Below are 25,663 nucleotides of genomic sequence, written 5' to 3' on the forward strand. Positions count from 1 at the left end.
CCGTTCACACCGCGGCGACGAGCCCCTCGGCATCGTCGGTGGTGATCTGATCGACGCGCAGTTCGATCAGGCGCCGCGCTTGCCGCACCGAGTCATCGTCGACCCCGGTGATTGTGTACGCATCGACGGTGCGCCCTTGGCTGTGGAAAGCGCCGACCATGTCGAAGCCACGCCGGTCGGCCTCCAGAACCAGGCGGCGTTCCAGATAGACCATCTCGGCGTGCGGTGATGCGGCGACCGCTCGTCGGACGAAGCCGTGGAAATCCTCGGAACGCAGGACGCGCCGCAGGGCGCCGTGATGACAAGGGTCGTAGCCGATCCGGATACCGGGCACGGCGTCGGTCAGGAGTCGGACGGCCTCGGCGTCACCGCAGGACAGGATCATGTTGGGTGCCATGTCGGCGGTCGCGTCCGCGAAGTGGCCGATCACGGTGTCGTCGAGTGCCGAAGCGTCCTGTTTGAAGTCCAGCTGCAACCTCGCGGCCGGATGAATCCGACCATGCGCGAACAGGTCCGGAAGATCTTCCAGCAGCAGGACCGGTTGATCGACGGGCACCCCGTCGTTGTCCCGGAGGTGCACGGTGCGCAACTGCGCGACCGAGGCCGCGGTCACCCGGCCACGCCCGGTGGTGGTGTGCCCGAGTTCCAGGTCGTGCAGGACGGCGAAACCGCGTTCGCCGTGGATCACCAGATCGATCTCGACGCTCGCCCCCGCCGTCATACCCTCGACGATCCGACGCGCGGTGAATGGCGGATCGGTGGGACGTCGGCGCGCACGATGCCACTTGATGCAGGTCCTATGGCCCTCGTGGATCACTTCCACCGGTGGCAGCGTGGAAGGCGTGAAGACCGGGTCGGTGTGCATCGGCGAGACGCTACGCCGCCCGGATGAACGGAAGGCATCGATGCGGTTCAGTTTAGGACGATGGATCGGTTTCGTGACGGTTGCGGAATCGGTGGGCTTCCTGATTCCGGTGGCGGGCATGGCGATCTGTGCGGCGGCGGAGTGGTCGCCCTGGGCGACCTGGCTGACTGTCGCGATCTTCGGAGCCGGCGAGGGTGCCCTGCTCGGGTTGGGTCAGGCCGAAGCGTTGTACGGCACGGAAGTGGCTGTGCCGGTGTTGAAGTGGGTGGCGGTGACGTCAGCTGCGGCGGCGTTCGCGTGGATGCTGGGGATGTTGCCGTCGATCCTGAACGATGCGGGAGTGCTCGCCGACACGTCGAATCCGGCCGGGTGGGTCGCATTCGGGGTGGGCGCGGTCCTGCTCCTGCTGAGCATTCCGACGGCGCAATTCCTGGTGCTCCGCGAGGTGATGCCGCACGCGGTGGGGTGGATACCGGTGAATGTGGCTGCCTGGTCGGTCGGCCTGGTGGCGACCTTCGTGCCCGGCCCGTTTGTCGACGAGGACACATCGACAGTAGTTCTGGTGACTTCCTTCGCCGTGGCGGGTATGTGCATGGCGCTCATCGTCGCGACCATCACCGGCTGGTGGCTACGCCGTCGGGCCGCCGTTTCGCCGAACCCGCCACCGAAAAGTGAAACGTGTTCTAGTTTGAGTGTATGACTCTTCGCGTGGTCGAGTGGTCGACCGGAACCGTGGGCAGGCACGCCATCGCCGGAATCGACGCCCGGCCGGACCTGGAACTGATCGGCGTGTGGGTGTCCGATCCGGCCAAGGTCGGCCGAGATGCCGGTGAGCTGGCCGGTCTCGGCCGCGACCTCGGTGTCGTCGCGACCAACGATCGGGATGCGCTCATCGCGCTGAAGCCCGACTGCATCGTGCACACCGCGATGACCGACGACCGCATCTTCGAGGCGATCGACGACCTCATCTTCTTCATCGAGTCCGGTATCAATGTCGTGTCCAGCGGACCGGTTCTCCTGCAATTCCCGCAGGGCATCCTCGATCAGGACCTGATCGATCGGATCGCGGCGGCCGGGCGCAGTGGCAACGCGAGTCTGCACGTCAACGGCATCGACCCGGGTTTCGCCAACGACATGCTGCCGCTGTCGATGACGAGCCTGTCCCAGCGGATCGACGAGGTGCGCTGCCTGGAGATCGCCGACTACTCCACCTACTACCAACCCGTGGTCATGAAGACCATCTTCGGGTTCGGCCAGTCGATGGACGAGACGCCGATGCTGCTCTACCCAGGGGTGCTCGCGATGGGGTGGGGCAGCGTGGTGCGCCAGATCGCCGCCGGCCTCGACCTGACACTCGACGAACCGCTCGTGGAGCGATTCGACCGGGTCGCAGCCGACCGCGACTACTCCACGGTGTCGGTCGATATTCCCGAGGGGGCCATGGCGGCACTGCATTTCGAGGTCGTCGGACAGGTGAACGGCGTCGACCGGGTGGTTGTCGAACATTTCACGCGCACCCATCCAGAGCAATGTCCGGATTGGCCCACCCCGGCTCAGGGTGCCGGCTGCTACCGCATCCTGATCTCGGGTGAACCGCAGATGCAGGTCGAGTTCACCCACCACGGCGAGAACGGCGACCACAACGTGTCCGGCATGATCGTCACGGCAATGCGGCTGGTCAATTCTGTTGCTGCGGTTGTGGATGCGACGCCCGGGCTGGTGACCGCGCTGGACCTTCCGCCGGTGAGTGGTCGGGGGCTCGTGGCGGGGAGGTGAGCGCCGAGTAGAACTGTGCGTGCACTCGCGTCTACACCGACCAGGTGTGCACCGGTTCCCCCTCGTGCATCTGGGTGACATAGTCGCGCAACATCCCCCGCAGGGCCTGCGATCTGTCCTCGCCGGCATCCTCGCGTGCCAGCACCGCCCTGCGTTGCCATGCCGAACCGGTCTGATGGGTGATGGCGCGGCCCTCGATCACCGACAGGTACCGCGAACGGGCCTTGCCTGACACCCCGTACGCGCGTAAACCGGTGTCGGCGACGTCGATCAAGCGTCGCAGCGTCAGTTCGTCGGGGCGAACCCACCCGACGTTCGGCCAATACAGTTGTGCCTCCATACCTCCGCGAGCACCCGACTGCAGGTTCTCCGCAGCCGCGTTGAACGACATCTGTGACCACAGTGGCCGGTCGGATTCGACGAGGCCACGCACGAGTCCGTAGTAGAACGCGGCATTGGCCATGGTGTCGACGACGGTCGGGCCCGCGGGCAGCACCCGGTTCTCCACCCGCAGGTGTGCGCGGTCGTCGACGACGTCGTAGACGGGCCGGTTCCAGCGGTACACGGTGCCGTTGTGCAAGCGTAGTTCGTCGAGTGCGGGGATGCGGCCGGCGTCGATCTCATCGATGGGATCGACGTCGCTGCACACCGGCAGCAGGGCGGGGAAGTAGCGAGTGTTCTCCTCGAACAGATCGAAGATGGTGTTGATCCATCGTTCACCGAACCACACTCGTGGGCGCACGCCCTGATTCTTCAACTCCAGCGGGCGGGTGTCAGTGGCCTGTTCGAAAACCGGGATACGACTCTCGTGCCATAACGCGGTCCCGGCGAGAAAGGGGGCGTTGCCCGCCAGCGCCACCTGCACACCGGCGATCGATTGTGCGGCGTTCCAATAGGCGGCGAAGTCCTCCGGTGCCACCCGAAGATGCAATTGCAGTGACGTGCACGCGGCCTCGGGCAGGATCGAGTCGGTGGTGGTGCGCAGCCGTTCGCCTGCGTGCCGTTCACTCAGCGGCACGCCCGCGATGTCGATCTCGATGTCCTCACCGCGGGCTGCGAAGATCTGCCGGTTCAGCAGGTCGTAGCGCGGGTTCGCCGAGATCCACTGATGCGCGAAGTGCTCGTGCGTCAGCGTCGGCAGCATGCCGATCATGACGAGGTGGTTGTCGGTGCGCGACGCGCGCTCCTCGGCGCGGTTGAGCGACGTGCGCAGCGCCTGCTCGAGCGAGATCGTGTCGTCGGTGACGAATGGGCGGGGGGAGACGTTGATCTCGATGTTGAACTGGCCGAGCTCGGTCTGATAGTCGGGATCGGCGATCGCGTCGAGCACCGTCGCATTGGCCATCGCCGGGTTCATGTCCTCATCGACCAGGTTGAGCTCCACCTCCATGCCGAGCAGCGGCTCGGGCGGACGGCCCTGATCGGTGAACAGGCCGTCGGCGAGCATGCGGGCGATGGCCTCGGTTCCGCGGCTGACCTGCCTGCGGAACCGCACCCGGTCGTCGCCGGTGAACTCGCGTTCGGCCACATCGGTGCCCATGGGTCAATGGTGCATGATGGTCGGCGTGGCAGCGCGCAAACCGATCGATCCGGTCGCCGTGCGTGCAGCGGTGCTGGCCGTGGCGCCCTGGTTGCTCGACGATGCCGCCCCCGAACCGACACGCAGCGAACTGGCTGCTGCAGTGCGCCTCAGCGTCCGTACCCTGGCCCAGCTCGCTCCGGGCAACTCCGTCGAGGTCCGGGTGCCGCCGTTTGTGGCCGTGCAATGCATCGAAGGTCCCCGCCACACCCGGGGGACACCGCCCAACGTGGTCGAGACGGATGCCCGGACCTGGCTGTTGCTGGCGACCGGGCTCGCCGGCTACGACGATGCCGTCGGCGCGGGGCGGCTCAGCGCGTCGGGTCACCGGGCGCCGGCCATCGTGGACCTGTTGCCCATCGTCCCGCTCGACCGTCAGGTCTAGTGTCCGGAGGCAGTGCGATGCCTCACACCGCGGAATTTCCCGCCGCGGCGCACCGCTGCTTGATTCGCACGGGCCGACTACCGACCGGTAAACTCGCGGTATCTCCCAATCCGTCGACGTCTCGCCCCGTCAACGTGTTGTACCGCCGTGATCTGTAGAGCCCCAGGGAGCGCACCTCGAATGACCGACTTGTCGATCACCAGCAAGAACCTGCTCGCGCCGGTGCGTACCTGCGGTGCGCCTCAGATCTCCGAGGAGCCCGAGAACGAGCCGCGTGAAGAGTGTGGCGTGTTCGGGGTGTGGGCGCCGGGTGAGGATGTCGCCAAGCTCTCGTATTACGGCCTGTACGCGTTGCAACATCGTGGTCAGGAGGCCGCCGGAATCGCCGTCGGTGACGGCTCTCAGGTGCTGGTCTTCAAAGACCTCGGACTGGTCAGTCAGGTCTTCGACGAGCAGACTCTCGGCGCGATGGTGGGGCACGTGGCGATCGGGCATTGCCGATATTCCACCACCGGCTCCACGACCTGGGAGAACTCGCAACCGATCTTCCGCACCACCGCTGCTGGCACCGGCGTCGCGCTGGGACACAACGGAAACCTGGTCAACACCGCCGACCTGGCGAGCCGCGCCCGCGGGCTGGGCGTGATGAGCACGGCCGCGACGTCGGACTCCGACCTGGTCGGCGCCTTGCTCGCGCATGGTGCCGCCGACAGCAGTGTGGAGCAGGCGGCGATGGAACTGCTGCCGCATCTCAAGGGTGCGTTCTGTCTCACCTTCATGGACGAGCACACGCTGTATGCGGCGCGTGATCCGCACGGCGTGCGGCCGCTGTGTCTGGGACGCCTCGATCGCGGCTGGGTGGTCGCGTCGGAGACCGCGGCGCTCGATATCGTCGGTGCCTCCTACGTGCGCGACATCGAGCCCGGCGAACTGCTCGCGATCGACGCCGATGGGGTGCGCAGCTCGCGGTTCGCCGAGCCGACGCCGCGCGGCTGCGTCTTCGAGTACGTCTACCTCGCCCGGCCGGACAGCGTCATCCACGGGCGTTCCGTGCACTCCACCCGGGTGGAGATCGGTCGGCGGCTCGCCCGTGAGTTCCCGGCCGAGGGCGATCTGGTGATCCCCGTCCCGGAGTCGGGCACTCCCGCCGCAGTCGGATACGCCCAGGAATCTGGTATTCCCTACGGACAGGGGCTGATGAAGAACGCCTACGTCGGACGTACGTTCATCCAGCCGTCGCAGACGATCCGCCAGCTCGGTATCCGCCTCAAACTCAACCCTTTGAAGGAAGTCATCCGGGGCAAGCGCCTCGTCGTCGTCGACGACTCGATCGTGCGCGGTAACACCCAGCGAGCGCTGATCCGGATGTTGCGCGAGGCCGGGGCGGCCGAGATCCACGTCCGTATCGCCTCGAGCCCGGTCCGCTGGCCGTGCTTCTACGGGATCGACTTCGCTTCGCCCGCAGAGCTCATCGCGAATGGCATGGAGTCCGAAGAAGGCATGGTCGAAGGTGTCCGGCAGGCGATCGGCGCCGACTCGCTCGGCTACATCGGTATCGACGAGATGATCGCCGCCACCGAACAGCCGGCGGAGAACCTGTGTGCCGCGTGTTTCGACGGTGACTATCCGATCGAACTGCCCGAGGAGACCTCGATGGGCAAAGCCGTTTTGGAACAGATGCTGGCCAGCGCGGCCGGCGACGGCCGCGACCCATTGACCGCTCCGAACGACAATGTCAGCGCGGTGATGCGGCCCTGACCCGGTTCGGATCAGGGCCCGACACCCTGCCCGCGGCCATCGCAGGGTCGGGTAGCGTATTCGGCGTCGGGACTCGTGGGTGACCTCAGGCGCGAGCCGACCGTACAACGACGGAGGCTCCGACGCCCGGAGATCCGACCACCTGGATTTCGACAAGGGGTGCTCAGCTAGATGACCGATCGGGATTCGGCTGCCGACGCAACGGCCAACGACCGTGGTGATGGTCTTTCCTACGCCGCCGCGGGCGTCGACATCGACGCCGGTGAGCGCGCGGTCGAACTCTTTGCCCCGCACGCCAAGCGGGCCTCTCGCCCGGAGGTGATGGGCGGTCTCGGCGGGTTCTCCGGTCTCTTCGCATTGAAGGGCAATTACCGCGAGCCGGTGCTAGCCGCCGCAAGCGACGGTGTGGGCACCAAACTGGCCATCGCTCAGGCGATGAACAAACACGACACCGTCGGGCGCGACCTCGTCGCCATGTGCGTCGACGACCTCGTCGTGTGCGGCGCCGAGCCGTTGTTCTTGCAGGACTATGTGGCCGTGGGCAAGGTCGTACCGGAGACCGTTGCGCAGATCGTCGCCGGGATCGCCGACGGTTGCGTCGATGCCGGTTGCGCTCTGCTCGGTGGCGAGACGGCCGAGCATCCCGGTCTGATGGACGAGGACCACTACGACCTGTCGGCCACCGCCGTCGGTGTGGTCGAGGCGGATTCGATCCTCTCTCCCGAGCGTGTGCGGCCTGGAGACGTCGTGATCGCGATGGGGTCGTCGGGCCTGCATTCCAACGGTTACTCGTTGGCCCGCAAGGTGCTCCTGGAGTGGGGGCACATGGATCTCGCCGGCCACGTCGAGGAGTTCGGCCGCTCGCTCGGCGAGGAACTCCTGGAACCGACCAGGATCTACGCCCGGGATTGTCTGGCCGTCGCCGCGGAGGCAGATGTCCGTACGTTCGCCCATGTCACCGGTGGCGGGCTCGCCGAGAATCTGGCCCGGGTGATCCCAGCCGGCCTCGTCGCGGAGATCGAACGGGAGACCTGGACCCCGGCGCCGGTGTTCGCGCTCATCGCTCAACGCGGACGGGTTGCGCGGGAAGAGATGGAACGCACCTTCAACATGGGTGTTGGCATGGTCGCCGTGGTCGCGCCGGAGGACACCGAGCGGGCTCAGGCGGTGCTGACGGCTCGGCACGTGGACAACTGGGTTCTCGGCTCCATCAAGCGCGCCGCCGAACCGAAGAACCCCGACCTTCCTCGTGTGGCGCTGTCCGGGGAGCATCCCCGGTTCTGAGCTGAATGGCGGGGCGCTACCTGCGGGGTGCCCGGGAAAACGACCGGAGGCGCCGCCTGTTCTGTGACGGGAACGGCGCGGGACATCAGGTCCACGCGCTGTGGTGGCGCATGGCGCCAGTCAGCGAACGCAGCAGCATCTGTCGGCACATGATTTCGGGCACGCGGCGAGACGCCGCAATGGCGACCTGGCCGACCGGTCCCGCGCACAGGGCGTTGGTGGTATCCGGACGCGACGTGACCGACCGCCCGCAGGTGGTCCGGCGATGGTTCGGTCGCACGTCAGAGACCCAGCACGAAACCACACCCGGGGCGAAGACGGGCAACAATGCCCAGAGTCTGCCGATCAGGTGTGGTTTCGTGTGATGCGCATCGACAACGATGCAGAGGCATGAGGGTCATGCCGACGTCGAACGAGAGTCAGGCTCTACGCCACTCGTCCTCATCGGCCCACTCATCCACTGGATCCCGGCGATCCGCCGAGTCGTCCGACCCGGACAGCTCGCGCTGCAAGCTGTCGAAGTCGGTGTGGGGAGTGGAGTACTTCAGCTGACGAGCAACCTTCGTCTGCTTTGCTTTTGCCCGGCCGCGGCCCATGTGGGACCCCCTCGCACAATGACGGGGCGGCCAAACACTTGGCGGCCCCGTTCTCTAGGTAATGAATCTGTCGTGGGACCCAGTTTAGCGCGCTCGTCTCGATAATGCGGATCGCCCTGCCGTACACGCCGACGCCGACGCAGAATGTGCTGCGCAGAGCGTCAAAAATTCAGGTCCGGGCGAGCTTGCGGGAGGCCTCGCGGTGCACCTTGGGTGCGAGACCGTCGTGGGAGAGCAACACCGACAGAGCCTCGGCATCGGCCTCGGTGCCGGCGAGTAGGTGGCGCACCAGAACGCCGTGCGAGGGTCGGTATGTCACCCGCACGACGTCCCCTGCGGCGACACTGCCGGGCCGCACGATGCGCAGGTAGGTGCCGGTGTCGGCACGTGCCATGAATCGCTTCACCCACTTCGGTTCACCAGCCCAGGAGGCGAAGGTCCGGCACGGGGTGCGCGGGATCGTCGTCTCCACCACCAGGCCGTCGTCGCCGATCTCCCACCGATCACCGACCACCGCGTCGGTGGTCTCGAGCCCGTCGATGCGAAGGTTCTCCCCGAACCACCCGTGCGGGAGGTCGCGGTCGAGTTCCTCGGCCCACCGCTGCGCCTCGCGTTCGCTGTAGGCGTACAGCGCCTGGTCGATCCCGCCGTGGTGCTTGGTATCGACGACGTGGTCGGTCACCAGGCCCAGTTCGGTGACCTGAATCCGGCCTGTTTGCGGGCGTTTGTCTATTCCGCTGGCGCCGACGTTGTCCAGGATCACATCGTGGCCTGCGGCACAGACGGTCAGCACGGTGCCGCTCGGTGGCGCGTCGGTCACGAGTTCTGTCCGCCGCGGCGGAGCCGCTCGACCGCTGCGCGTCCGGCCTGCACGTGGTCGTCGGAGCGCACCGAATCGGGATCGATCCGGGCGGACACCGGATGTTCGCCGTTGACGAGAAGGTCGACGTCGGGTCCCACCGACCGCTTCACCAGCGCGAGGGCGATCGGGCCCCATTCGAAGTGATCCACCACCGTCCCGACCCGGCCGACGGTCCGACCGCCCGCGGTCACCGGGTCGCCGGTGGCCGGCCGCTCGTCGCCACTGCCGTCGAGGTGAAGCAGGACGAGGCGTCGCGGCGACTTGCCGAGGTTGTGTACCCGAGCGACCGTCTCCTGGCCGCGGTAGCACCCCTTGTCGAGGTGGACCGCACCGTGAACCTCCGGACCCCCGATCCAGTCGACCTCGTGCGGGATGGTGCGTTCATCGGTGTCGACACCCAGCCGCGGTCGCAGCGCCGCGACGCGCATCGCGTCGTAAGCCCAGGTGCCGGCCATCCGGACGCCGAGTTCGGTGAGCTGCGCCCACCACGACGGCACCGCATGGTCGGGCACCACGAGGTCGACCACCGGCACTCGTCCGCCGTCACCGAGGCCGGGCATGACCCGCCAGAAGCCGATCGGCTCGTCCTCGTGGTGCAGTTCGGGGAGGCTGCCGGCGGTGTACACCTCGGCATCGGGCGTCAGTTCGAGCAGCTCGGCGATGGGTCCACCGACGATGTCGGGACCGATCAGCGTCAACACCGCCATGTCGGGGCGCGCGGCCGGTTCGGCCTTGGCCCAGAACACCATCTTGGTGAGGAAGTCCGTGAACGGGGCGCCCCGGCTGCCCTCGCAGTCGATCCAGGTGATCCCGTCGATGTCGGTGAGCACGAAATGCTCCTCGACACGCCCGTTCAGGTCGAGAGAGAGGTTCTCGGCGCTGTGCCGGTCGGCGAGCGACGCGACGTGCTGGCTGGAGATGGTGTGCAGCCAGGACAAACGATCGGCGCCCGGGATCTCGATGACGGCCCGATCGGACCTGTCGACGATCACCGCGGTGCGTTGCGCTGCCCGCTGCTCCCCGAGAGGATCTCCATAGTGCCAGGCGACATGGAGCAGGTCGTCGGCGGAATCGGGACCGGGCACGGCGCCCTGGTCGGAGTACCTGGTCAAAATTGGTGACGCGGCCACAACGTCCATCCTACGGGTCGACGCGTTCGCATCTTGGCGGCCCGAAAGGCGCACTGCCTACGGGATCCCGCGAATCCTCGGCGCGGGACACTAGCCTCGTGCCATGGCTGTTGCGCAGATCCTGGTGACCCTCGACGGCACGGTGCATGACCCCGACGTCCCGTTCCTGCACGCCGACGACCTCGCCGCGCTGCGCGGGGACGGGGTGTTCGAGACCCTGCTCATCCGTTCCGGGCGTACCCGCAAGGTGGGCGCGCACCTCGACCGGCTCGAGCGCAGTGCAGCGATGATGGAGCTGCCCGCGCCCGACCGTGCGCAGTGGCGCGGTGCCATCGAGGTCGTCGAGAAGCAGTGGTCCCGCGCAAACCCTGATGCCGAGGCATGGCTGCGCCTGGTCTACTCGCGCGGCCGGGAGAATGCCCCGGACGCTGGACCGACGGCCTACCTGATGGCCGGGCCGGTTGCCGACCGGGTCGCCGCGGCCCGGTCCGACGGCGTTTCGGTGGTGACGCTGGACCGCGGGTTCTCCACCGACCTCGCCGACCGCGCCCCGTGGCAGCTGTTGGGCGCCAAGACCTTGAGCTATGCGACCAACATGGCTGCGCTACGCTACGCGGCTGCGAACGGGTTCGATGACGTGATTTACCTGAGTAGTGAGGGCTCGGTCCTCGAGGGGCCGCGCTCGACAGTCGTCACCGTGACCGGAACCACCCTGACCACCCCGCCGTCGGAGGCCGGAATCCTGCCGGGCACCACTCAACGAGCGGTGTTCGAAACCGCGGCGTCCGAAGGGTGGACCACCCGCACCGACGCGCTCGGCCGCGCCGACCTCATCGCGGCGGACTCGGTCTGGCTGATCAGCAGTGTCGCGCTGGCCGCGCGGGTCACCTCGCTCAATCGCTACATCATGCCGGTGTCACCGAACCACCACGATTTCGTCGATTTGGTGGACCGTGCCATTTGTGTTGATCGAGAATGATGTCGTCATCGGGGTCCTTCGGCGGTGACCGAGCTCTGGCGCGCCGAACGACGCGATGCATCCCACAATTGAATCCGGGTGCGATCTGACTGCGAAGGGCTTGAGCCGGACGTTCTGCGCAGCGTAGCGTGGGCCACACACCTACTACGACGTCTTGTAGTAGTAGGTGTGGTTCGGTGGTCAGGAGTTCGCACAGCCGGACCGGCCCGTGCATCGCAGCCCGATGCACCGACTCTGATTGAGGCGACATGGACGCTCTTGATGTCTCCCGATGGCAATTCGGGATCACCACCGTCTATCACTTCATTCTCGTCCCCCTGACCATCGGCCTGGCGCCGATGATCGCGGTGATGCAGACGGTCTGGCATGTGACCGGCAACGAGCAGTGGCTGCGCGCCACCAAGTTCTTCGGCAAGCTGTTCCTGATCAACTTCGCCCTCGGCGTCGCCACCGGCATCGTGCAGGAATTCCAGTTCGGCATGAACTGGAGCGAGTACAGCCGGTTCGTCGCCGACGTCTTCGGTGCGCCGCTGGCGTTCGAGGGTCTGGTCGCATTCTTCCTGGAGTCCACGTTCATCGGACTGTGGATCTTCGGTTGGGGCCGGCTGCCGCGTCGGGTACACCTCGCCTGCATCTGGCTTGCCGCAATCGGGGTCAATGCGTCCGCCTACTTCATCATCGCCGCCAACTCCTGGATGCAGCATCCGGTCGGTGTCGCCTGGGACGACTCACGTGACCGACCGGCGATGAATGACTTCTGGGCGGTGCTCACCAACAACACCACGTTGGCCGCCTTCCCCCATGTGATCGCCGGCGCCTTCCTGACCGCAGGCACTTTTGTCGCGGCGATCGGTTGCTGGTGGATGGCTCGCAACATGTGGCGGGCGAAGAAACTGCGAGCGGCGTCTGAAGCCGGCGAGACCGCCGATCTGCCGCCCACCACCTCGCCGAGCCAGATCGACGCCACGCCGGAAGATCTGGAACACGACGCCCGTCGTCTCTGGCGCCCGGTGACCAGATTCGCACTGTGGGTCGTGATGGTCTCCGGTGTCGCGCTGTTCATCACCGGCGACATCCAGGCCGAGATCATGTTCAAACAGCAGCCGATGAAGATGGCCTCGGCGGAGTCGCTGTGCGAAACCACCACCGGCGCGCCGTTCTCGGTGCTCGCCATCGGACGGCAGAACAACTGCGACAACATCACCCAGGTCATCGAGATCCCGAACATGCTGTCCTTCCTGGCCAACCGGGACATCAACAGCACCGTGCAGGGTGTCAACGAGTTGCAGGTGCAGTATCAGGAACAATTCGGCATGCCGGGCCAGAACTTCGCGCCGAATCTGTTCGTCACCTACTGGGGTTTCCGCGCCATGATCACCTGGGCGCTCGGCTCGGCCCTGCTCGCGCTGGGCGCGCTGTGGCTCACCCGCAAGAAGCGGGTGGTGGAATCCCGCAGATTCGGGTTGTTCGCGCTGTGGATGATCCCGACCCCGTTCCTGGCCAACAGTTCCGGCTGGATCTTCACCGAGATGGGCCGCCAGCCGTGGGTGGTGGTGCCGAACTGGGAAGATGACCTCGATCCACTGCGCATCCACATGCTGGTGCAGGACGGTGTGTCCAACCATGTGGCGGCGACAGTGTGGGTCACGCTGATCGGATTCACCCTGCTCTACGGTGCGCTCGGCGTGGTCTGGTTCATGCTGCAACGCCGATACATCATCGAGGGTCCGGCCACCTATGACGCGGTACCGCCCGACGAACCGTCGGATACTGATGAGCCCAAACAACTCTCGTTCGCGTACTGAGGAGGTCGACGATGGGTCTGCCCGAACTCTGGTTCCTGATCATCGCGTTTCTGTTCGTCGGCTACTTCGTGTTGGAAGGCTTCGATTTCGGCGTCGGCATGCTGATGCCGTTCCTCGGCCGCAGTCACACCGGCGGGGACGAATCGGTGTCACCCACCGAGGAGCTCGCCGATCCTGATGCTCGGCGTCGAACCATTCTCAACACCATCGGACCGGTGTGGGACGGCAACGAGGTATGGGTGATCACCGCCGGCGCCGCGCTGTTCGCGGCGTTCGGCGGCTGGTACGCAACGATGTTCAGCGCTTTCTATCTCCCGCTGTTCCTCATCCTGATCGGGCTGATCACCCGGGTCTGCGCCATCGAATGGCGCGGCAAGATCGACGATCCGAAGTGGCGCAAGGCCGCCGACGTGGGTATCGGCCTGGGCTCGTGGATTCCGGCGATCCTCTGGGGAGTGGCGTTCGCGAATGTGGTCCGTGGCATTCCCATCGACGCCGAATATCAATACACCGCAGGCTTCTTCAACCTGCTCAACCCGTACGCCCTGCTCGGCGGACTCACCACGCTGCTCGCCTTCTTGACCCACGGCGCGGTCTTCCTCGCGCTCAAGACCTCCGGTGTGCTGAAACAGGACGCAATGACCTACGCCGCACGGCTCGCGATCCCGACGCTCGTGGTGGCCGCGGTCTTCCTGCTCTGGACGCAGTTCGCCTACGGCAACGGATGGACCTGGATACCGGTGCTGATCGGCGCGGTTGCCGCGGTGGTGATGGTGGTCGCCACGCAGATCCGCCGAGAGGGCATCGCCTTCGCCGCGACCTTCGTCGCCATCGGCGGCACGGTGGCAACATTGTTCGCCGTGCTCTACCCGAACGTACTGCCGTCGAGCACGAGTGAGGCTTACAACCTCACCATCGCCAACACCTCGTCGAGCAACTACACGCTGACCATCATGACGTGGGCCGCGGTGCTGATCACCCCCGTTGTCATGGCCTACCAGGCATGGACCTACTGGGTCTTCCGCAAGCGGCTGTCCGTGGAGCAGATCCCGGCGCCCACCGGGTTGCCGTCATTGCGTATGCGTTCGCAGTGACCCGACCCCTCCGCGCCCCGGTTACCACGGCCACGGCCGAGGCCACGACCGAGGACGGTTCGCCGAATCCCGGGCCGGCCACCGCGGGACGGTCAGGGCCGGTCGATCCGCGACTGCTGCGGCACTCCACGGTTGCCCGCGGCTACGTTGTCGCCACGGCGATGTTCGCCTTCGCCGGTGTGGCGATGACCATCGTGACAGCGGCGATGGCGGCTTCGATCGTCTCCGAACTCATCGTCGACCCGAGCCGGCGATCGTTGGGTGCCCAACAACTGCATCTGGCGGTGTTGGCCGGGGCTCTCGTCGCGCGCGGAATGCTGACCTACTTGCACGACCGTTACGCCCACCGTGGGGCCGCGCGGGTCATCGCCCAGCTGCGCGGCCGGGCGCTCGACGTCCTCACGGACCCGACGCAGACCTCGGTGCGTGCCCTGGTGGCCCGTCGCGAACACGCCGCGACGCTGGTGTTGCGGGGACTCGACGCGTTGGGACCATATCTGTCGGGTTACCTTCCCGCACTGATCGTCACGATGACGGTCACGCCGACGGTCGTGGTGGTGATCGGGTTCACCGATTGGCCGTCGGCTGTGGCCATCCTCATCACTTTGCCGCTGATCCCGCTGTTCATGATCCTCATCGGCCTGATGACCCGGGAACGGACCGATCGCAAACTGGCGGCGACCAGTCGCCTGGCGGCGCAACTGCTCGACCTGATCGCCGGACTACCGACTCTGCGTGCGCTCAACCGCGCTCGTGGTCCGGCGGAGAGGGTGGCCGAACTTGGTCGGGCGCAGCGACGCAGCACGATGTCGGCGTTGCGGGTGGCGTTCCTGTCGGGGGCGGTGCTGGAACTGCTGGCCACCTTGAGTGTGGCGGTGGTCGCGGTCGGCATCGGTCTACGGCTGGTCCACGGCGACATGAGCCTGTATGCCGGTGTGCTGGCGCTCATCCTGGCTCCCGAGGCCTATCACCCGTTGCGGCAGGTGGGCGCCCAGTTCCACAACTCCGCCGACGGCGTCGCCGCCGCCGGCGAGGTCCTCGACCTGATCGAGTCGGCACCCGACGACGCGGTGATCGCGCCGGGCCGCCGGAGCTGTTCGGTGGCCGGGCAGCCGGTCCGACTGCTCGATGTCGGTGTGCACGGCCGGGACGGCTGGGCACCCGAGCACCTCGACGCCGTGTTCGAACCCGGCCGGCTCACCATGGTGACCGGGGCGAACGGGGCCGGGAAGTCCACCGCCCTGCTGGCGGTGATGGGGCTGGTGGCTCCCGACAGCGGGTCGGTGCTGATCGGCTCGATTCCCGTCGCCGAACTCGAACCGAGCCTCCTGCACGAACAGATCGCGTGGCTGCCGCAGCAACCCGTGATGGTGCCCGGCACGGTGAGCGAGAACCTCGCGCTGTTCGGCCGGCTCGAATCGGCTGCGTCGGCCCGTGCCGCGGCTGCCACCGGGTTCGACAGGGTGCTCGCGGCTCTGCCCGACGGCGTCGACACCCCGATCGGTGCGGACGGCTCGGGGCTGTCGGCCGGCCAGCGTCAGCGTCTCGCGCTCACCCGGACACTGGCGTCCCCGGCGCCTCTGCTTTTGCTCGACGAACCGGCGGCGCATCTCGACGACGCATCGGTGCGTGCCGTATTCGAGGTCCTGTCCGCCCGGGCGGCGGCGGGGGACACCGTGGTGGTGGTGGCCCATCAGTCGGTGGCACGCGCGTTCGCCGATCGTGTTCTCGTAGTCGGACAGGAGTCGGCATGACGACCCGACCCGGCCGGGATATCGGCACGGCGCCCCCGGTGTCATCGGACGCCGCGCTGCGCCGGGCCTTCGCTTTCCTCGGGCTGCGTGGGCGCCCGCTGGTCAAGTCGATCCTCCTCGGTGTCGGCGGAGCCCTCTCGGCACTGGGACTCGCCGCGCTGTCGGCCTGGCTGATCACCCGCGCCTGGCAGATGCCGCCCGTGCTCTACCTGTCGGTCGCGATCACCGCGGTGCGCGCCCTCGGCATCTCTCGCGGTGTCTTTCGCTATCTCGAGCGTCTGGCCACCCATGATCTGGCGCTCGGCGCGATGGCCACTGCACGCGAGCGGGTGTACCGGACTCTGGCCGCGGGCTCGCCCGCCTACTCGGTCAGCCTGCGGCGCTCGGACTTGCTCGGCCGAACCGGTGACGACATCGACGAGATCGGCAACGCCCTGATCCGCGGCGTCATCCCGATCGCCGTGGGCGCGGTGACCAGCGTGGCGGCCGTCGCCATCATGGCTTCCGTCTCCTGGTGGGCCGCCGGGGTGCTCGCGGTCGCAATGATCGTCAGCGGACTGCTCGCACCGGCGCTGGCCGCGCGGGGAGCGGCGCGGACCATCGCGGACTCCTCCGCCGCACATGACCGGTCGGCCGATGCCGCGGTCACCGCGCTGTGGCATGCGCCGGAACTGACCGTGGCCCGTCGACGCTCCGAGGTGTTGGCCATCGCGCGGCGCACCGAGGCCGACGCCCTGGCCGCAGCCGACCGCGGCCTGCGCTACGAGGCGGCGGCGAGTGCCGCCACACCGCTGTCGATGGGGGCATCACTGCTCGCGGCATGCCTCATCGGGGTGCACCTGGCCTCGCAGATCCCCGGATCGCTGGCCGACGTGGCATCGGGGGAGGGGCTGACACCGATGGTGCTCGGAGTCCTGATCCTGTTGCCGTTGTCGGCGTTCGAATCGACGGGTCCGCTCACCGAGGCGGGTATCCAACTCGAGCGCAGTCGTCAGAGCGCCCGACGGGTGATGGCCCTGGTGGACGGTGCCGGTGTGGACGGCGCCGCAGGAGAACCCGAGGGCGACGGACCCGATCGCGCCATTCACTCCGGCCCGGTCACCCTGGACACCACCGGCCTGCGGTGGGGATGGCCTGCCGGCGATTGCCTGGGATCGGCCGACGGACTCGATCTGCACTTGTCACCGGGCGACCGCTTGGTGATCGTCGGTCCGAGCGGCGCGGGCAAGAGCACCCTCGGCCTCACCGTGACCGGGCTGTTGGCACCGCACGCGGGCCGCATCGACACCCGCGACGACCACGGCGCGACAGTGGACGTCCGCTCGGCGAGCTGCTATTTCGCCGAGGAAGGCCACCTGTTCTCCACCACGCTGCGGGAGAATCTGCGGGTCGCCCGCGGGGACGCGAGCGACGACGAGCTGGTCGCCGCCCTCGAGTCCGTGGGTCTGCGGACCTGGCTGGCGGGTCTGGCCGACGGACTCGACACCGAGCTCGTCGGGGGGTCGGCGGCCGTCAGTGGTGGGCAGCGCAGACGTCTGCTGCTCGCGCGGGCTGTGGTGCACCCGGCGCCGGTGGTGGTGCTCGACGAGCCGACCGAGCACCTCGACGCTGCCGACTCGGCGGTGCTGCTGCACCGACTTCTCGGGCGTACCCGCGGCCTGTTCGATTCGGCGCGGATCGTGGTGGTGATCACGCATGATCCTGCAGCACAACAGATTTCGTCGGAGAATCCGCGATGCCGGGTGCTCGAGGTGCTGCCGTCGCCAACAGGCTGAAAACCTGTTGCCGCGCGCCGGGTCCGAGCGTATCTTCGTCGGTACACGAGGAAGGAGGTGGTTCGAAGTTGTATGACTGTTGGACACGTGAGGTGACCATCCGCTAGCGCGGACCGAGGTGTTCACCTCCGCGGAGTGCGCGGCCGATGCCGAGAGGGATCGGTGACGTCGCACCGGTCCGCGTCGGCGAATCCCAGGTGGTCACCCGGCCCCCGTACCCCGATCCTTGTCCGATCGGCTCAGGCCCGTTCACGGGCGGTACGGGGGCCGTCTGCGTCCGCGGCACCAGGCATTCGACGCGATGCGCCGGAAGTAACGCAGATCACCGCAGGGTCGATGCGTAATTCAAGTAGTCGACTACTCGTGTTCGCGACCTGATCGTGACGTGAACTAGGCACAGGCGTCGATCAGCACAGATCACACCGACCCATCCGCACCGGGCCGGGGCGCGAACCACAGATGAACGAATACTCGCAAGGGAGACCGCCATGACCACGACGCATGCACACGTGGTGTCCGTCCTGGACGAGCCGATCGCGCAGGGTCCACGCGCGTCGGCGGCAGAGCTCGACGGCCGCGTCGACGAGCACGTCCGAGCGCGGTTTCTCACCCCCGATGATGCGGACTGGACCAACGACGGCGCCGCGAACTGGGTTGCCGGTCACGTCAGCGGGTTGGCGTATTCGCACGCACCCGGCGCCGACCACTTGGTCCTGCACAATCGCGGCGATTCCGAGCTCGGCGTGCTGTCGGTCCCCGAGCGGCCTGGTACCTCCGACAATGTCTTCACCCACCTGCCCGCCGGCAGCTCGGTGGCTCTGCCTTCCGCCGACTCCCACGTACTGCAATCGGCGCGCATCGACCGACGTCCGGTGCTTGTCGGGCAGATCCTCGAAGGCCGCGACGCACATACCGGTGAACCGCAGATGATTCTCGACGGCCCGGAAGTCGGCGAGGTCGATTGGGATCAGCGCGATCCCGACGGCATCTTCTGGCGACCCGGCGACGTCGATTTCGGGGTCCCCACGTCGCCGTCATTCGTCTTCGTCGACCCGCTGACGCACGGGGTTCATCACACCCGGATCGATTCCGAGGTGACCATTCACAACCGTTCCGACGGGCCCGTCGCGGTGTTGACCGTGGGCGCCGACGGGCCGCTGGACCTCCTGGTCGCCGAGCCGGGCGAGTCGGTGCCGGTGCCACCCGGCGACCAGGTCTGCTACGTGCAGGCGCCGCGGACCGACGGGAGCCCGACGATTCTGGGCGTGATGTGGTTGGCCGGTGGTGTACTGATGCCCAGTGCGCTGCCCGTCCCCGATCGTCGTGATCACCTGGCCCGCAACTTCCTGACGCCGTGGAGTGCCGATTGGGAGTGTGGCTACAACCAGCAGGACCACCTCGACGCCGAGGCCGACGGGGTGACCTACCAGTATCGAACGGGCGCCGAGACGTTGACCATCCGCAATACCGGCGACGACTCGATCGCGGTGATCTACAACCTCGGATCGGATCGGGCGGTCGCCGAGATCGCGCCGCGCGGCAGACGGGTGTTCCCGGTGCGGTCGGATGCCGACACCGGGCAGGTGTTCTCGGTGGTGGGTACGCGACGGGGTGGAACCGCCGGGCGTGCGGCGAGTGTGGATTCCGTGGGAGGATTCGTCCCGGGGGCATCCGGGCGGCCCGGCACCCCCACCAACTACGGGTCGGTGGTGGTCATGCTCGGGACCGTGGTCTACAGCGCCATCCCGAAGAAGAATCTGTATCTTGCCTGGTCAGATCGTCCCTGGTCAGATCGCCGTCACCGTCGGCATCGTCAGTCGCAGCACTGAGTGCTCGACGGGGGCGGTCAGCCGGCGACGCGGCGCAGTTTGGCCGACAGACGCGGGATGAGGTCACCGTCGGCGTCCACGCGTTCCTCGACGTAGGCCAGGTCACCGTCCTCAACAAGTCCGTAGAGCCGCTTGGCCCCACCGGTGCGGCGGCCGGAGTCGGCCTTGATCACCACATCGGTGGCGAGCTCCCAGGACGTTTGGGTCAGCGGTGCACCGTAGAAGAGTTCGATCGACCCCTCGGCATGGGCGAGAAGCAGTTCGATGCTGTCGTCGTCACCGATCCGCCAGAAGCCCGTCTCGCGCAGGTCCGGACGGACGAAGTGCGCATCCTCGTCGATCACCCAGGAGCGTGCCTGCCAGTTGAGGAAGTTCTGGCCGTCGTGGCTCACCACGATCTGTTGCGCGAAGTGATAGTCCTCGCCGGTCTCGGGGTCGTTCGCCTCACCCTCGCCCTGCCAGATCCCCACCATCGGTAGCAGGGCGAGCAGACCGGAATGCAGATCCGCGCCGTGGCGCAGGTTGGCGGTGTCGTGCGGCAGCGGCAGATCGCCCCACTCGGGCAGGTTCCGTTCGGCGGTCTCCCGCGCGCGTTCGGCCGCCTGGGTGATTGCTTCGTCGCCGGACCGGCGGCCGGCCGGGGTCGGCTGGTCGTCGGCGCCGTCCGCGTCTGCGGAGGTCACGACTCGTCGGTGATCAGACGGTAGAGGACGTACACACCGAACCAGGCGATCAGGATCGATGCCAGAATCAGCAGAATCTCGAAGAAGATGACCACGCGAGGAGTCTACCGCCCGGCTTTCGGGTCCTGCGCGGTGGTCGCTGCTCGGTCACCATGAGCGGCCCGAACACGGCGAGGCCCCCGGGTGGTACCCGGGGGCCTCGGTGGTCCAGTGGCGTGCTACTTGCTCACCACGTACTCGCTGACGACCTATTTGCTCACGACGATGTCGTGCTCGTGCACGCCGGGTCCCTCCGGGGACACGGTCACGTCGCCGTTGCCCGACGACGACAGCGCACGCAACGTCCACTTGCCGGGAGCGGCGAAGAATCGGAAGTCGCCGGTCGGGCTGGCCACGACCTCGGCGGTGAACTCGCCGGTGGAGTCGAGCAGCCGGACGAACGCGCCGGCCACCGGGGTGCCCGACTCATCGTTGACGGCGCCGGTCAGCACGGTCTCCTTCTCGACGTCCACGCCGGCGGGAAGCTTCTGGCCCTGTTTGGGTGCAGCACACATGATTACTTTCCTTCTCCCAGCTCGACCGGGACACCGACCAGCGAACCGTACTCGGTCCAGCTGCCGTCGTAGTTCTTCACGTTCTGGTGGCCGAGCAGCTCCTTGAGCACGAACCAGGTGTGGCTCGACCGCTCGCCGATACGGCAGTAGGCGATGGTCTCCTTCTCGCCGTCGAGGCCCGCTTCGGAGTAGAGCTCGGCGAGATCCTCGTCGCTCTTGAAGGTGCCGTCCTCGTTGGCGGCCTTGCTCCACGGCACGTTGATCGCGCCCGGGATGTGACCGGGACGCTGGCTCTGCTCCTGCGGCAGGTGAGCCGGGGCGAGGATCTTGCCGGTGAACTCGTCGGGGCTGCGCACGTCGACCAGGTTCTTGGCGCCGATCGCGTCGACGACCTCGTCGCGGAACGCGCGGATGGAGGTGTCCGGCTCGGCGGCCTTGTAGCTGGTGGCCGGGCGGTTCACTGCGTCGGTCGACAGCGGACGGCCGTCGAGCTCCCACTTCTTGCGGCCACCGTCGAGCAGCTTGACGTCGTTGTGGCCGTAGAGCTTGAAGTACCAGTACGCGTAGGCGGCGAACCAGTTGTTGTTGCCACCGTAGAGGACGACGGTGTCGTCGTTGGCGATGCCGCGCTCGGACAGGAGCTTGGAGAACTGGTCGGCGTCGACGAAGTCGCGACGGACCGGGTCCTGCAGATCGGTCTTCCAGTCGAGCTTCACGGCGCCGGCGATGTGGCCACCGTCGTACGCGCTGGTGTCCTCGTCGACCTCGACGAAGACGGTCTTGTCGGCGTTGAGGTTCTGCTCAGCCCAATCGGCGCTGACCAGGACGTCGCTGCGTGCCATGGTTGATCCTTCCCGAACTATCGGAGGTTGTGTGCGATGTGGAGCGGGTGATGAAGGCCGAACCGTCGTGGCAGATGTCGTCACCGACGGAGGAGTCCGGATCGGACACAATAGATGAGGTGTGCAAGACTGCCCGGCCGCCATCGAGAAGGTGAACGCGTCGATCTCCCGACGCCACGTCCACCGTCTAACGACAGCAACAGTCGGCGACACGACAGAAGTCGATCGCACGACGGCGAGTGAGCATGAACTCACGGCGCAGCTGCATGCGCCTCACCATACAGGGACGCATCGGCCCTCCCAAACGGCTGGGTGCTCAGAACTCGTCGGGCCGGAGGTCGCGGGCCCCGGTGTCGCCGATGAGCAGGACATCGCTACCTTCGCTGGTGGCCTCGGTGGGGGTGATGGCCCACGGCATCGGTACCGGGCCGAGGAGAGTGCTGAAGCGGGACAGAACGTAGGCGTGCAGGTCGTCGGCGATATCGGACTCGACGTGTTCTTCGGGTCCGCGATAGAAATCGGTCGCGGTGATTCGCAGCCGACCGTCGTCGACCGACAGGTCGGCCGCGACACTCACCCGTACGGTCGGGCCGGGATACATCGACGCCGACGGCGGCACATCGGTGGCCCGATTGACCGGGGGGAGCGCGACGGTGCCCGTCAGCAGCACACCGCTCGTCCGCCGCAACAGTCCGTCCGCGGGTCCGCCGCCACCCGCTCGGTCGGCGGGGGCTGGGGTGTTCACGGTCAGGTCGATGATGCCGAGCATGCGCCCGAGATTGACCGAATCGAGCCGCGTGTAGGCCTGCGCCGACGAAGTGTGTATCAAGTCACTTGGCTGAAATTCGAAGCCGTCGGGCACCGAGCTCGACCCCAGGGTCGCGCCCATCTCCGCGTGGCAGTCCGTGAGTTCTGGACAATCGACCGACACGCCGCGCGCGGTGATCACCGCGCCGCCGAACTCGCCGGCGCGCGCGTGGCTCGTGAACGGAAAACCGCTGATCGTGACCTCGGGGTCGTAGCTCAGGCGTGGCGAATCGAGCAGTGCCTTCGACAGCGAGTGTTCGGCCCGCATCGCGACGAGGGTGTCGGCGAGCAGCGCCGCGGCCCCGAGGGCGACGATCGCGACGATGCCGATCCCGATGCCTCGCCGCAGTGCCCGGCGCGGGTGCTCTGCGCGCTGTCGCCGACCCTCCCCGGTCGCCTTGTTAACAGCGAAACGCCCCATTGGCGCTATTCTGTCATCTATCGCGCACACGTTGGTAAGGCGGCGTAAACAATCGCCGGCGGTCCATTCCGACGTCGCACCGGGCTCACAGGGGCGCTCGGGAGGGCGTGACCGAGGGTTTGGGGAACGACGAGATCGGAGTGGTTCATGGATCTCTTGCTGTTGACAGCCGATCCGAACCCGGAAGCAGTGTTGCCGTCGTTGTCGCTGCTGGCACATACCGTGCGGACCGCGCCGACCGAGGTGTCGTCGTTGATGGAGGCGGGCAATGCCGACGTCGCGATCGTCGATGCGCGCACCGACCTGGCGGCTGCACGCGGTCTGTGTCGGTTACTCGGCAGCACCGGGTCGTCGGTGCCGGTGGCCGCAGTGCTCACCGAAGGTGGATTGGTGGCGGTCAACGCGGACTGGGGGCTCGATGAGTTCCTGCTACCGGGTACGGGGCCGGCCGAACTCGACGCGCGACTGCGGTTGTTGGTGGTGCGTACTCGGGGCATGACCACCGAGGAGGCGAGCGGCAAGGTCACGCTGGGGGAACTCGTCATCGATGAGGGCACCTACACCGCGCGGTTGCGCGGGCGCCCGCTCGATCTCACCTACAAGGAGTTCGAGCTACTCAAGTACCTCGCGCAGAACGCGGGCCGGGTGTTCACCCGGGCGCAACTGCTGCAAGAGGTCTGGGGATACGACTTCTTCGGCGGTACCCGGACCGTGGACGTGCACGTTCGACGGTTGCGCGCCAAGCTGGGCAGCGAGCACGAGTCGCTGATCGGTACGGTGCGTAACGTCGGCTACAAGGCGGTGCGCCCCAACCGCGGTCGGGGCAGCGGTGCGGCGGACTCACTCGACGTGATGGGCGACGACACCGCCGGTGACGACATCGGCGAAGACGACATCGACACGGACGATCTGGGCGGTCCGTACGAGGAGTTCAGTGCGAGTGCAGGGAACTGAGGGGTCTGCCGCAGATCCGATGGTGATGGATCGGCTGACGCCGGAGCAGGCTGCTCGGGCACGGGCGATGGTCACCGCGGCGCGGGCGGTCGACGGCGTTGCGCCGCTGTCGGAGCAAGCGGAAAAGGCTATCGGCGATGCCGCCGATCCGGGTGTGCGCCACATTCTTTCCGACACCGGCTATGCCAACGTCAGCGTCGGCCGCGACGATGAGCCGGCGATGATCGAGGCGGTGGTGGACCCCGGTTCGCGCGGACGCGGCCACGGCCGTGAGTTGCTACTGAAGGCTTTTGACGTCGCCCGCGAGATGGTCGCCGAACCGGCGCCGCGTGTGTGGGCACACGGGGATCTGCCTGCTGCGGTGGCCACGGCGGCGGCGTTGGGCCTGACCCGGCGGCGTGAGCTCCTGCAGCTGCGCCGCCCCGTGGGTGGCGCCGCCGACGCGCTGCCCCCGCTCGAGGTGGGCGACGACATCGTGTTGCGGACCTATGCCGGCTCCGCCGACGACGCCGAGATCCTGCGGGTCAACAATGCGTCGTTCGACTGGCATCCGGAGCAGGGTGGGTGGACGGCCGACCAGATCTCCGATCGGGTGCACAGCTCCTGGTTCGATGCGGCCGGCCTCTTTTTGGCCTTCGACGCCGCCAATCCCGCGCAGTTGTTGGGTTTTCACTGGACCAAGCAGCACGACGCCGATCTTGGTGAGGTCTATATCGTCGGGGTCGATCCGGCGGCTCAGGGCCGCGGGTTGGGGCGGTTGTTGACGCTTGCCGGACTGCATCATCTCGCCGAGCGTGGCATGACAGAGGTCGAACTGTACGTGGAGGGCGACAACGCCGCCGCGTTGCGCACGTACGAACGTCTCGGATTCACCCGCTACGCCATCGACGTCGCCTACGGCTGACGACGGCCGCGCGTCGGTCGGTGCCGGTGCATCACAATCGTTGTGGGCGAACATGACAAGATCGATGTCATGCTGCGTGTCGTCCGTGTGATCGGAATCCTGTGCGTCGCCTTGGCTGCGTGCGGGATCGGCGCCCACTTCTCCGGACTGGTCAGCAACACCGTCACCCGGGTCGCGTCGTTCGCGCCGGTGCTCATCGCCGTGGGAATCCTCGGGGCGGTCCTGTTGCTGATCTGCCGGTCGTGGGTGTTCGCCGGCATCGCCGTGGTGGTCGCGGCCGTCGGTGTCGCTTCCCAGGCACCGCTGTATCGCGGTGTGACCGAACAGGTCTCGACCACTGATCTGGCCGTGATGCAGGCCAACATCAAGTTGGGCACCGCGGACCCGGCCGCCCTTGTTGCGCAGGTCCGCGATGCGCGGGTGGACGTGTTGACCGTCATCGAACTGACCGGAGCGGCGGCCACCGCGCTCGACTCGGCAGGTCTGCGGCGAGAACTGCCCTACGCCTTCGAGGTCCCGCGCGACGGCGGCGGTGGCGCCGGGATCTACGCTCGAACGCCGCTCGACGGTGGAGCCGCGCTGCACGGATTCCGGCTCGCCAATCTCCATGCCCGGCTGGATATTCCGGGACGTGGCGGCGTATCGGTGTACGCGCTGCATCCGTTGCCGCCCTACCCGGAGGCGTCTTGGCGTTGGGATGCTGAGCTGCGACGCCTGCAGGCGATCTTGGCCGCCGACACGCAGCCGCTGATCATCGGGGCCGACGTGAACTCCACCTATGATCACCGGCCGTTTCGCGACTTGCTCACCGGTTCCGACGTCGACGGCTCGCCCCAACTCGTCGATGCCGCCGAGTATCTCGGGTCCGGGATCGTGGCAACCTATCCCGCCGATCGCCGCTACCCGCCGCTCCTGGCGCTCGATCGTGTGCTCACCCGCAATGGACCCGTCCCGACATCGTTGCGGCGCATCGACATTCCCGGGTCGGATCATCACGGGGTGATCGTCACGGTGCGCGTGTGATCTG

The 25,663-nt window shown here is 67.2% G+C and carries 23 protein-coding genes; 14 read left to right on the forward strand and 9 right to left on the reverse strand.

Annotation, left to right across the window (positions count from 1 at the left end; all coding sequences use genetic code 11):
- Window positions 1-4: 4 nt before the first annotated feature.
- Window positions 5-865, reverse strand: coding sequence for a glycerophosphodiester phosphodiesterase (locus tag VX037_RS06465; RefSeq protein ID WP_328713654.1), 861 nt, complete (start codon window positions 863-865; stop codon window positions 5-7).
- 73 nt (window positions 866-938) lie between these two features.
- On the opposite strand from VX037_RS06465, the gene VX037_RS06470 reads away from it, so the two are divergent.
- The gene (locus VX037_RS06470; RefSeq protein WP_328713655.1) at window positions 939-1,565 is read left to right on the forward strand and encodes a hypothetical protein; all 627 of its coding nucleotides are present in this window, start codon (window positions 939-941) and stop codon (window positions 1,563-1,565) included.
- Window positions 1,562-2,641 (forward strand): NAD(P)H-dependent amine dehydrogenase family protein, encoded by a 1,080-nt coding sequence (locus VX037_RS06475; protein WP_328713657.1) that lies wholly within the window; start codon window positions 1,562-1,564, stop codon window positions 2,639-2,641. The genes VX037_RS06470 and VX037_RS06475 overlap by 4 nt, the downstream gene beginning before the upstream one ends.
- Before the next feature lie 31 nt (window positions 2,642-2,672).
- Here the strand turns inward: VX037_RS06475 and VX037_RS06480 are convergent, their stop codons facing one another.
- A complete protein-coding gene (locus VX037_RS06480; RefSeq protein ID WP_328713658.1) occupies window positions 2,673-4,181 on the reverse strand; it encodes a glutamate--cysteine ligase in 1,509 nt (502 codons plus the stop codon).
- A 16-nt stretch (window positions 4,182-4,197) separates the two neighbouring features.
- Between VX037_RS06480 and VX037_RS06485 the strand changes: the two genes are divergently transcribed.
- The 3 genes from VX037_RS06485 (at window position 4,198) to purM (ending at window position 7,647) form a co-directional block, all read left to right on the forward strand.
- Window positions 4,198-4,605, forward strand: a complete 408-nt coding sequence (locus VX037_RS06485; RefSeq protein ID WP_235725948.1) for a sterol carrier family protein — start codon at window positions 4,198-4,200, stop codon at window positions 4,603-4,605.
- Between the two features lie 180 nt (window positions 4,606-4,785).
- The gene (gene purF / locus VX037_RS06490) at window positions 4,786-6,363 is read left to right on the forward strand and encodes an amidophosphoribosyltransferase (protein ID WP_328713660.1); all 1,578 of its coding nucleotides are present in this window, start codon (window positions 4,786-4,788) and stop codon (window positions 6,361-6,363) included.
- Between the two features lie 171 nt (window positions 6,364-6,534).
- Window positions 6,535-7,647, forward strand: coding sequence for a phosphoribosylformylglycinamidine cyclo-ligase (purM, locus tag VX037_RS06495; protein WP_266060507.1), 1,113 nt, complete (start codon window positions 6,535-6,537; stop codon window positions 7,645-7,647).
- A gap of 419 nt (window positions 7,648-8,066) precedes the next feature.
- Here the strand turns inward: purM and VX037_RS06500 are convergent, their stop codons facing one another.
- The 3 genes from VX037_RS06500 to ygfZ all read right to left on the reverse strand — a co-directional run bounded on the left by VX037_RS06500 (window position 8,067) and on the right by ygfZ (window position 10,235).
- Window positions 8,067-8,243 carry a DUF3073 domain-containing protein gene (locus tag VX037_RS06500; RefSeq protein WP_235725938.1) on the reverse strand — a complete coding sequence of 59 codons (177 nt, stop codon included), beginning with the start codon at window positions 8,241-8,243 and terminating at the stop codon, window positions 8,067-8,069.
- 169 nt (window positions 8,244-8,412) lie between these two features.
- Window positions 8,413-9,063, reverse strand: coding sequence for an MOSC domain-containing protein (locus VX037_RS06505; RefSeq protein WP_328713662.1), 651 nt, complete (start codon window positions 9,061-9,063; stop codon window positions 8,413-8,415).
- On the reverse strand, window positions 9,060-10,235 hold the full coding sequence (ygfZ, locus tag VX037_RS06510) for a CAF17-like 4Fe-4S cluster assembly/insertion protein YgfZ (protein ID WP_328713664.1): 1,176 nt from the start codon (window positions 10,233-10,235) through the stop codon (window positions 9,060-9,062). Before ygfZ ends, VX037_RS06505 begins: the two co-directional genes overlap by 4 nt.
- A gap of 103 nt (window positions 10,236-10,338) precedes the next feature.
- On the opposite strand from ygfZ, the gene VX037_RS06515 reads away from it, so the two are divergent.
- The 6 genes from VX037_RS06515 to VX037_RS06540 all read left to right on the forward strand — a co-directional run bounded on the left by VX037_RS06515 (window position 10,339) and on the right by VX037_RS06540 (window position 19,471).
- Complete coding sequence (locus VX037_RS06515) at window positions 10,339-11,214, forward strand: aminodeoxychorismate lyase (protein ID WP_235725935.1); 876 nt, start codon at window positions 10,339-10,341, stop codon at window positions 11,212-11,214.
- A gap of 248 nt (window positions 11,215-11,462) precedes the next feature.
- The gene (locus tag VX037_RS06520) at window positions 11,463-13,019 is read left to right on the forward strand and encodes a cytochrome ubiquinol oxidase subunit I (RefSeq protein WP_328713665.1); all 1,557 of its coding nucleotides are present in this window, start codon (window positions 11,463-11,465) and stop codon (window positions 13,017-13,019) included.
- Window positions 13,020-13,030: 11 nt separating this feature from the next.
- Window positions 13,031-14,113 (forward strand): cytochrome d ubiquinol oxidase subunit II, encoded by a 1,083-nt coding sequence (gene cydB, locus VX037_RS06525; protein WP_266060513.1) that lies wholly within the window; start codon window positions 13,031-13,033, stop codon window positions 14,111-14,113.
- Window positions 14,110-15,867, forward strand: a complete 1,758-nt coding sequence (gene cydD, locus VX037_RS06530) for a thiol reductant ABC exporter subunit CydD (RefSeq protein WP_442903644.1) — start codon at window positions 14,110-14,112, stop codon at window positions 15,865-15,867. The genes cydB and cydD overlap by 4 nt, the downstream gene beginning before the upstream one ends.
- Window positions 15,864-17,642 (forward strand): thiol reductant ABC exporter subunit CydC, encoded by a 1,779-nt coding sequence (cydC, locus tag VX037_RS06535; protein WP_266060514.1) that lies wholly within the window; start codon window positions 15,864-15,866, stop codon window positions 17,640-17,642. The genes cydD and cydC overlap by 4 nt, the downstream gene beginning before the upstream one ends.
- A gap of 488 nt (window positions 17,643-18,130) precedes the next feature.
- Window positions 18,131-19,471 carry a hypothetical protein gene (locus tag VX037_RS06540; RefSeq protein ID WP_328713667.1) on the forward strand — a complete coding sequence of 447 codons (1,341 nt, stop codon included), beginning with the start codon at window positions 18,131-18,133 and terminating at the stop codon, window positions 19,469-19,471.
- Between the two features lie 17 nt (window positions 19,472-19,488).
- Here the strand turns inward: VX037_RS06540 and VX037_RS06545 are convergent, their stop codons facing one another.
- The 4 genes from VX037_RS06545 to VX037_RS06560 form a co-directional block, all read right to left on the reverse strand.
- Window positions 19,489-20,154 carry an FABP family protein gene (locus tag VX037_RS06545; protein ID WP_235725930.1) on the reverse strand — a complete coding sequence of 222 codons (666 nt, stop codon included), beginning with the start codon at window positions 20,152-20,154 and terminating at the stop codon, window positions 19,489-19,491.
- Between the two features lie 248 nt (window positions 20,155-20,402).
- Window positions 20,403-20,708 carry a DUF1416 domain-containing protein gene (locus VX037_RS06550; protein ID WP_235725929.1) on the reverse strand — a complete coding sequence of 102 codons (306 nt, stop codon included), beginning with the start codon at window positions 20,706-20,708 and terminating at the stop codon, window positions 20,403-20,405.
- A 2-nt stretch (window positions 20,709-20,710) separates the two neighbouring features.
- Entirely contained in the window at window positions 20,711-21,550 is an 840-nt protein-coding gene (locus VX037_RS06555; RefSeq protein WP_235725928.1) for a sulfurtransferase, read from the reverse strand.
- A gap of 316 nt (window positions 21,551-21,866) precedes the next feature.
- Window positions 21,867-22,778: an LmeA family phospholipid-binding protein gene (locus VX037_RS06560; protein ID WP_328713668.1), complete on the reverse strand. Its 912-nt coding sequence runs from the start codon at window positions 22,776-22,778 to the stop codon at window positions 21,867-21,869.
- Between the two features lie 147 nt (window positions 22,779-22,925).
- On the opposite strand from VX037_RS06560, the gene VX037_RS06565 reads away from it, so the two are divergent.
- The 3 genes from VX037_RS06565 to VX037_RS06575 all read left to right on the forward strand — a co-directional run bounded on the left by VX037_RS06565 (window position 22,926) and on the right by VX037_RS06575 (window position 25,659).
- Window positions 22,926-23,732, forward strand: a complete 807-nt coding sequence (locus VX037_RS06565; RefSeq protein ID WP_235725926.1) for a winged helix-turn-helix transcriptional regulator — start codon at window positions 22,926-22,928, stop codon at window positions 23,730-23,732.
- 19 nt (window positions 23,733-23,751) lie between these two features.
- Complete coding sequence (gene mshD, locus VX037_RS06570; protein ID WP_328713702.1) at window positions 23,752-24,636, forward strand: mycothiol synthase; 885 nt, start codon at window positions 23,752-23,754, stop codon at window positions 24,634-24,636.
- Window positions 24,637-24,705: 69 nt separating this feature from the next.
- Window positions 24,706-25,659 (forward strand): endonuclease/exonuclease/phosphatase family protein, encoded by a 954-nt coding sequence (locus VX037_RS06575; RefSeq protein ID WP_328713670.1) that lies wholly within the window; start codon window positions 24,706-24,708, stop codon window positions 25,657-25,659.
- The last annotated feature ends 4 nt before the right edge of the window (window positions 25,660-25,663 follow it).

Source organism: Gordonia sp. Z-3 (assembly GCF_036233855.1).
Taxonomy (GTDB): domain Bacteria; phylum Actinomycetota; class Actinomycetes; order Mycobacteriales; family Mycobacteriaceae; genus Gordonia; species Gordonia tangerina.

Coding starts and splice junctions, on each gene's coding strand:
- VX037_RS06465 (WP_328713654.1), bottom strand. CDS start 865: ATGCACACCGACCCGGTCTTCACGCCTTCCACGCTGCCACCGGTGGAA.
- VX037_RS06475 (WP_328713657.1), top strand. CDS start 1,562: ATGACTCTTCGCGTGGTCGAGTGGTCGACCGGAACCGTGGGCAGGCAC.
- VX037_RS06480 (WP_328713658.1), bottom strand. CDS start 4,181: ATGGGCACCGATGTGGCCGAACGCGAGTTCACCGGCGACGACCGGGTG.
- VX037_RS06485 (WP_235725948.1), top strand. CDS start 4,198: ATGGTCGGCGTGGCAGCGCGCAAACCGATCGATCCGGTCGCCGTGCGT.
- purF (WP_328713660.1), top strand. CDS start 4,786: ATGACCGACTTGTCGATCACCAGCAAGAACCTGCTCGCGCCGGTGCGT.
- purM (WP_266060507.1), top strand. CDS start 6,535: ATGACCGATCGGGATTCGGCTGCCGACGCAACGGCCAACGACCGTGGT.
- VX037_RS06500 (WP_235725938.1), bottom strand. CDS start 8,243: ATGGGCCGCGGCCGGGCAAAAGCAAAGCAGACGAAGGTTGCTCGTCAG.
- VX037_RS06515 (WP_235725935.1), top strand. CDS start 10,339: ATGGCTGTTGCGCAGATCCTGGTGACCCTCGACGGCACGGTGCATGAC.
- VX037_RS06520 (WP_328713665.1), top strand. CDS start 11,463: ATGGACGCTCTTGATGTCTCCCGATGGCAATTCGGGATCACCACCGTC.
- cydB (WP_266060513.1), top strand. CDS start 13,031: ATGGGTCTGCCCGAACTCTGGTTCCTGATCATCGCGTTTCTGTTCGTC.
- cydC (WP_266060514.1), top strand. CDS start 15,864: ATGACGACCCGACCCGGCCGGGATATCGGCACGGCGCCCCCGGTGTCA.
- VX037_RS06540 (WP_328713667.1), top strand. CDS start 18,131: ATGACCACGACGCATGCACACGTGGTGTCCGTCCTGGACGAGCCGATC.
- VX037_RS06550 (WP_235725929.1), bottom strand. CDS start 20,708: ATGTGTGCTGCACCCAAACAGGGCCAGAAGCTTCCCGCCGGCGTGGAC.
- VX037_RS06555 (WP_235725928.1), bottom strand. CDS start 21,550: ATGGCACGCAGCGACGTCCTGGTCAGCGCCGATTGGGCTGAGCAGAAC.
- VX037_RS06560 (WP_328713668.1), bottom strand. CDS start 22,778: ATGGGGCGTTTCGCTGTTAACAAGGCGACCGGGGAGGGTCGGCGACAG.
- VX037_RS06565 (WP_235725926.1), top strand. CDS start 22,926: ATGGATCTCTTGCTGTTGACAGCCGATCCGAACCCGGAAGCAGTGTTG.
- mshD (WP_328713702.1), top strand. CDS start 23,752: ATGGTGATGGATCGGCTGACGCCGGAGCAGGCTGCTCGGGCACGGGCG.
- VX037_RS06575 (WP_328713670.1), top strand. CDS start 24,706: ATGCTGCGTGTCGTCCGTGTGATCGGAATCCTGTGCGTCGCCTTGGCT.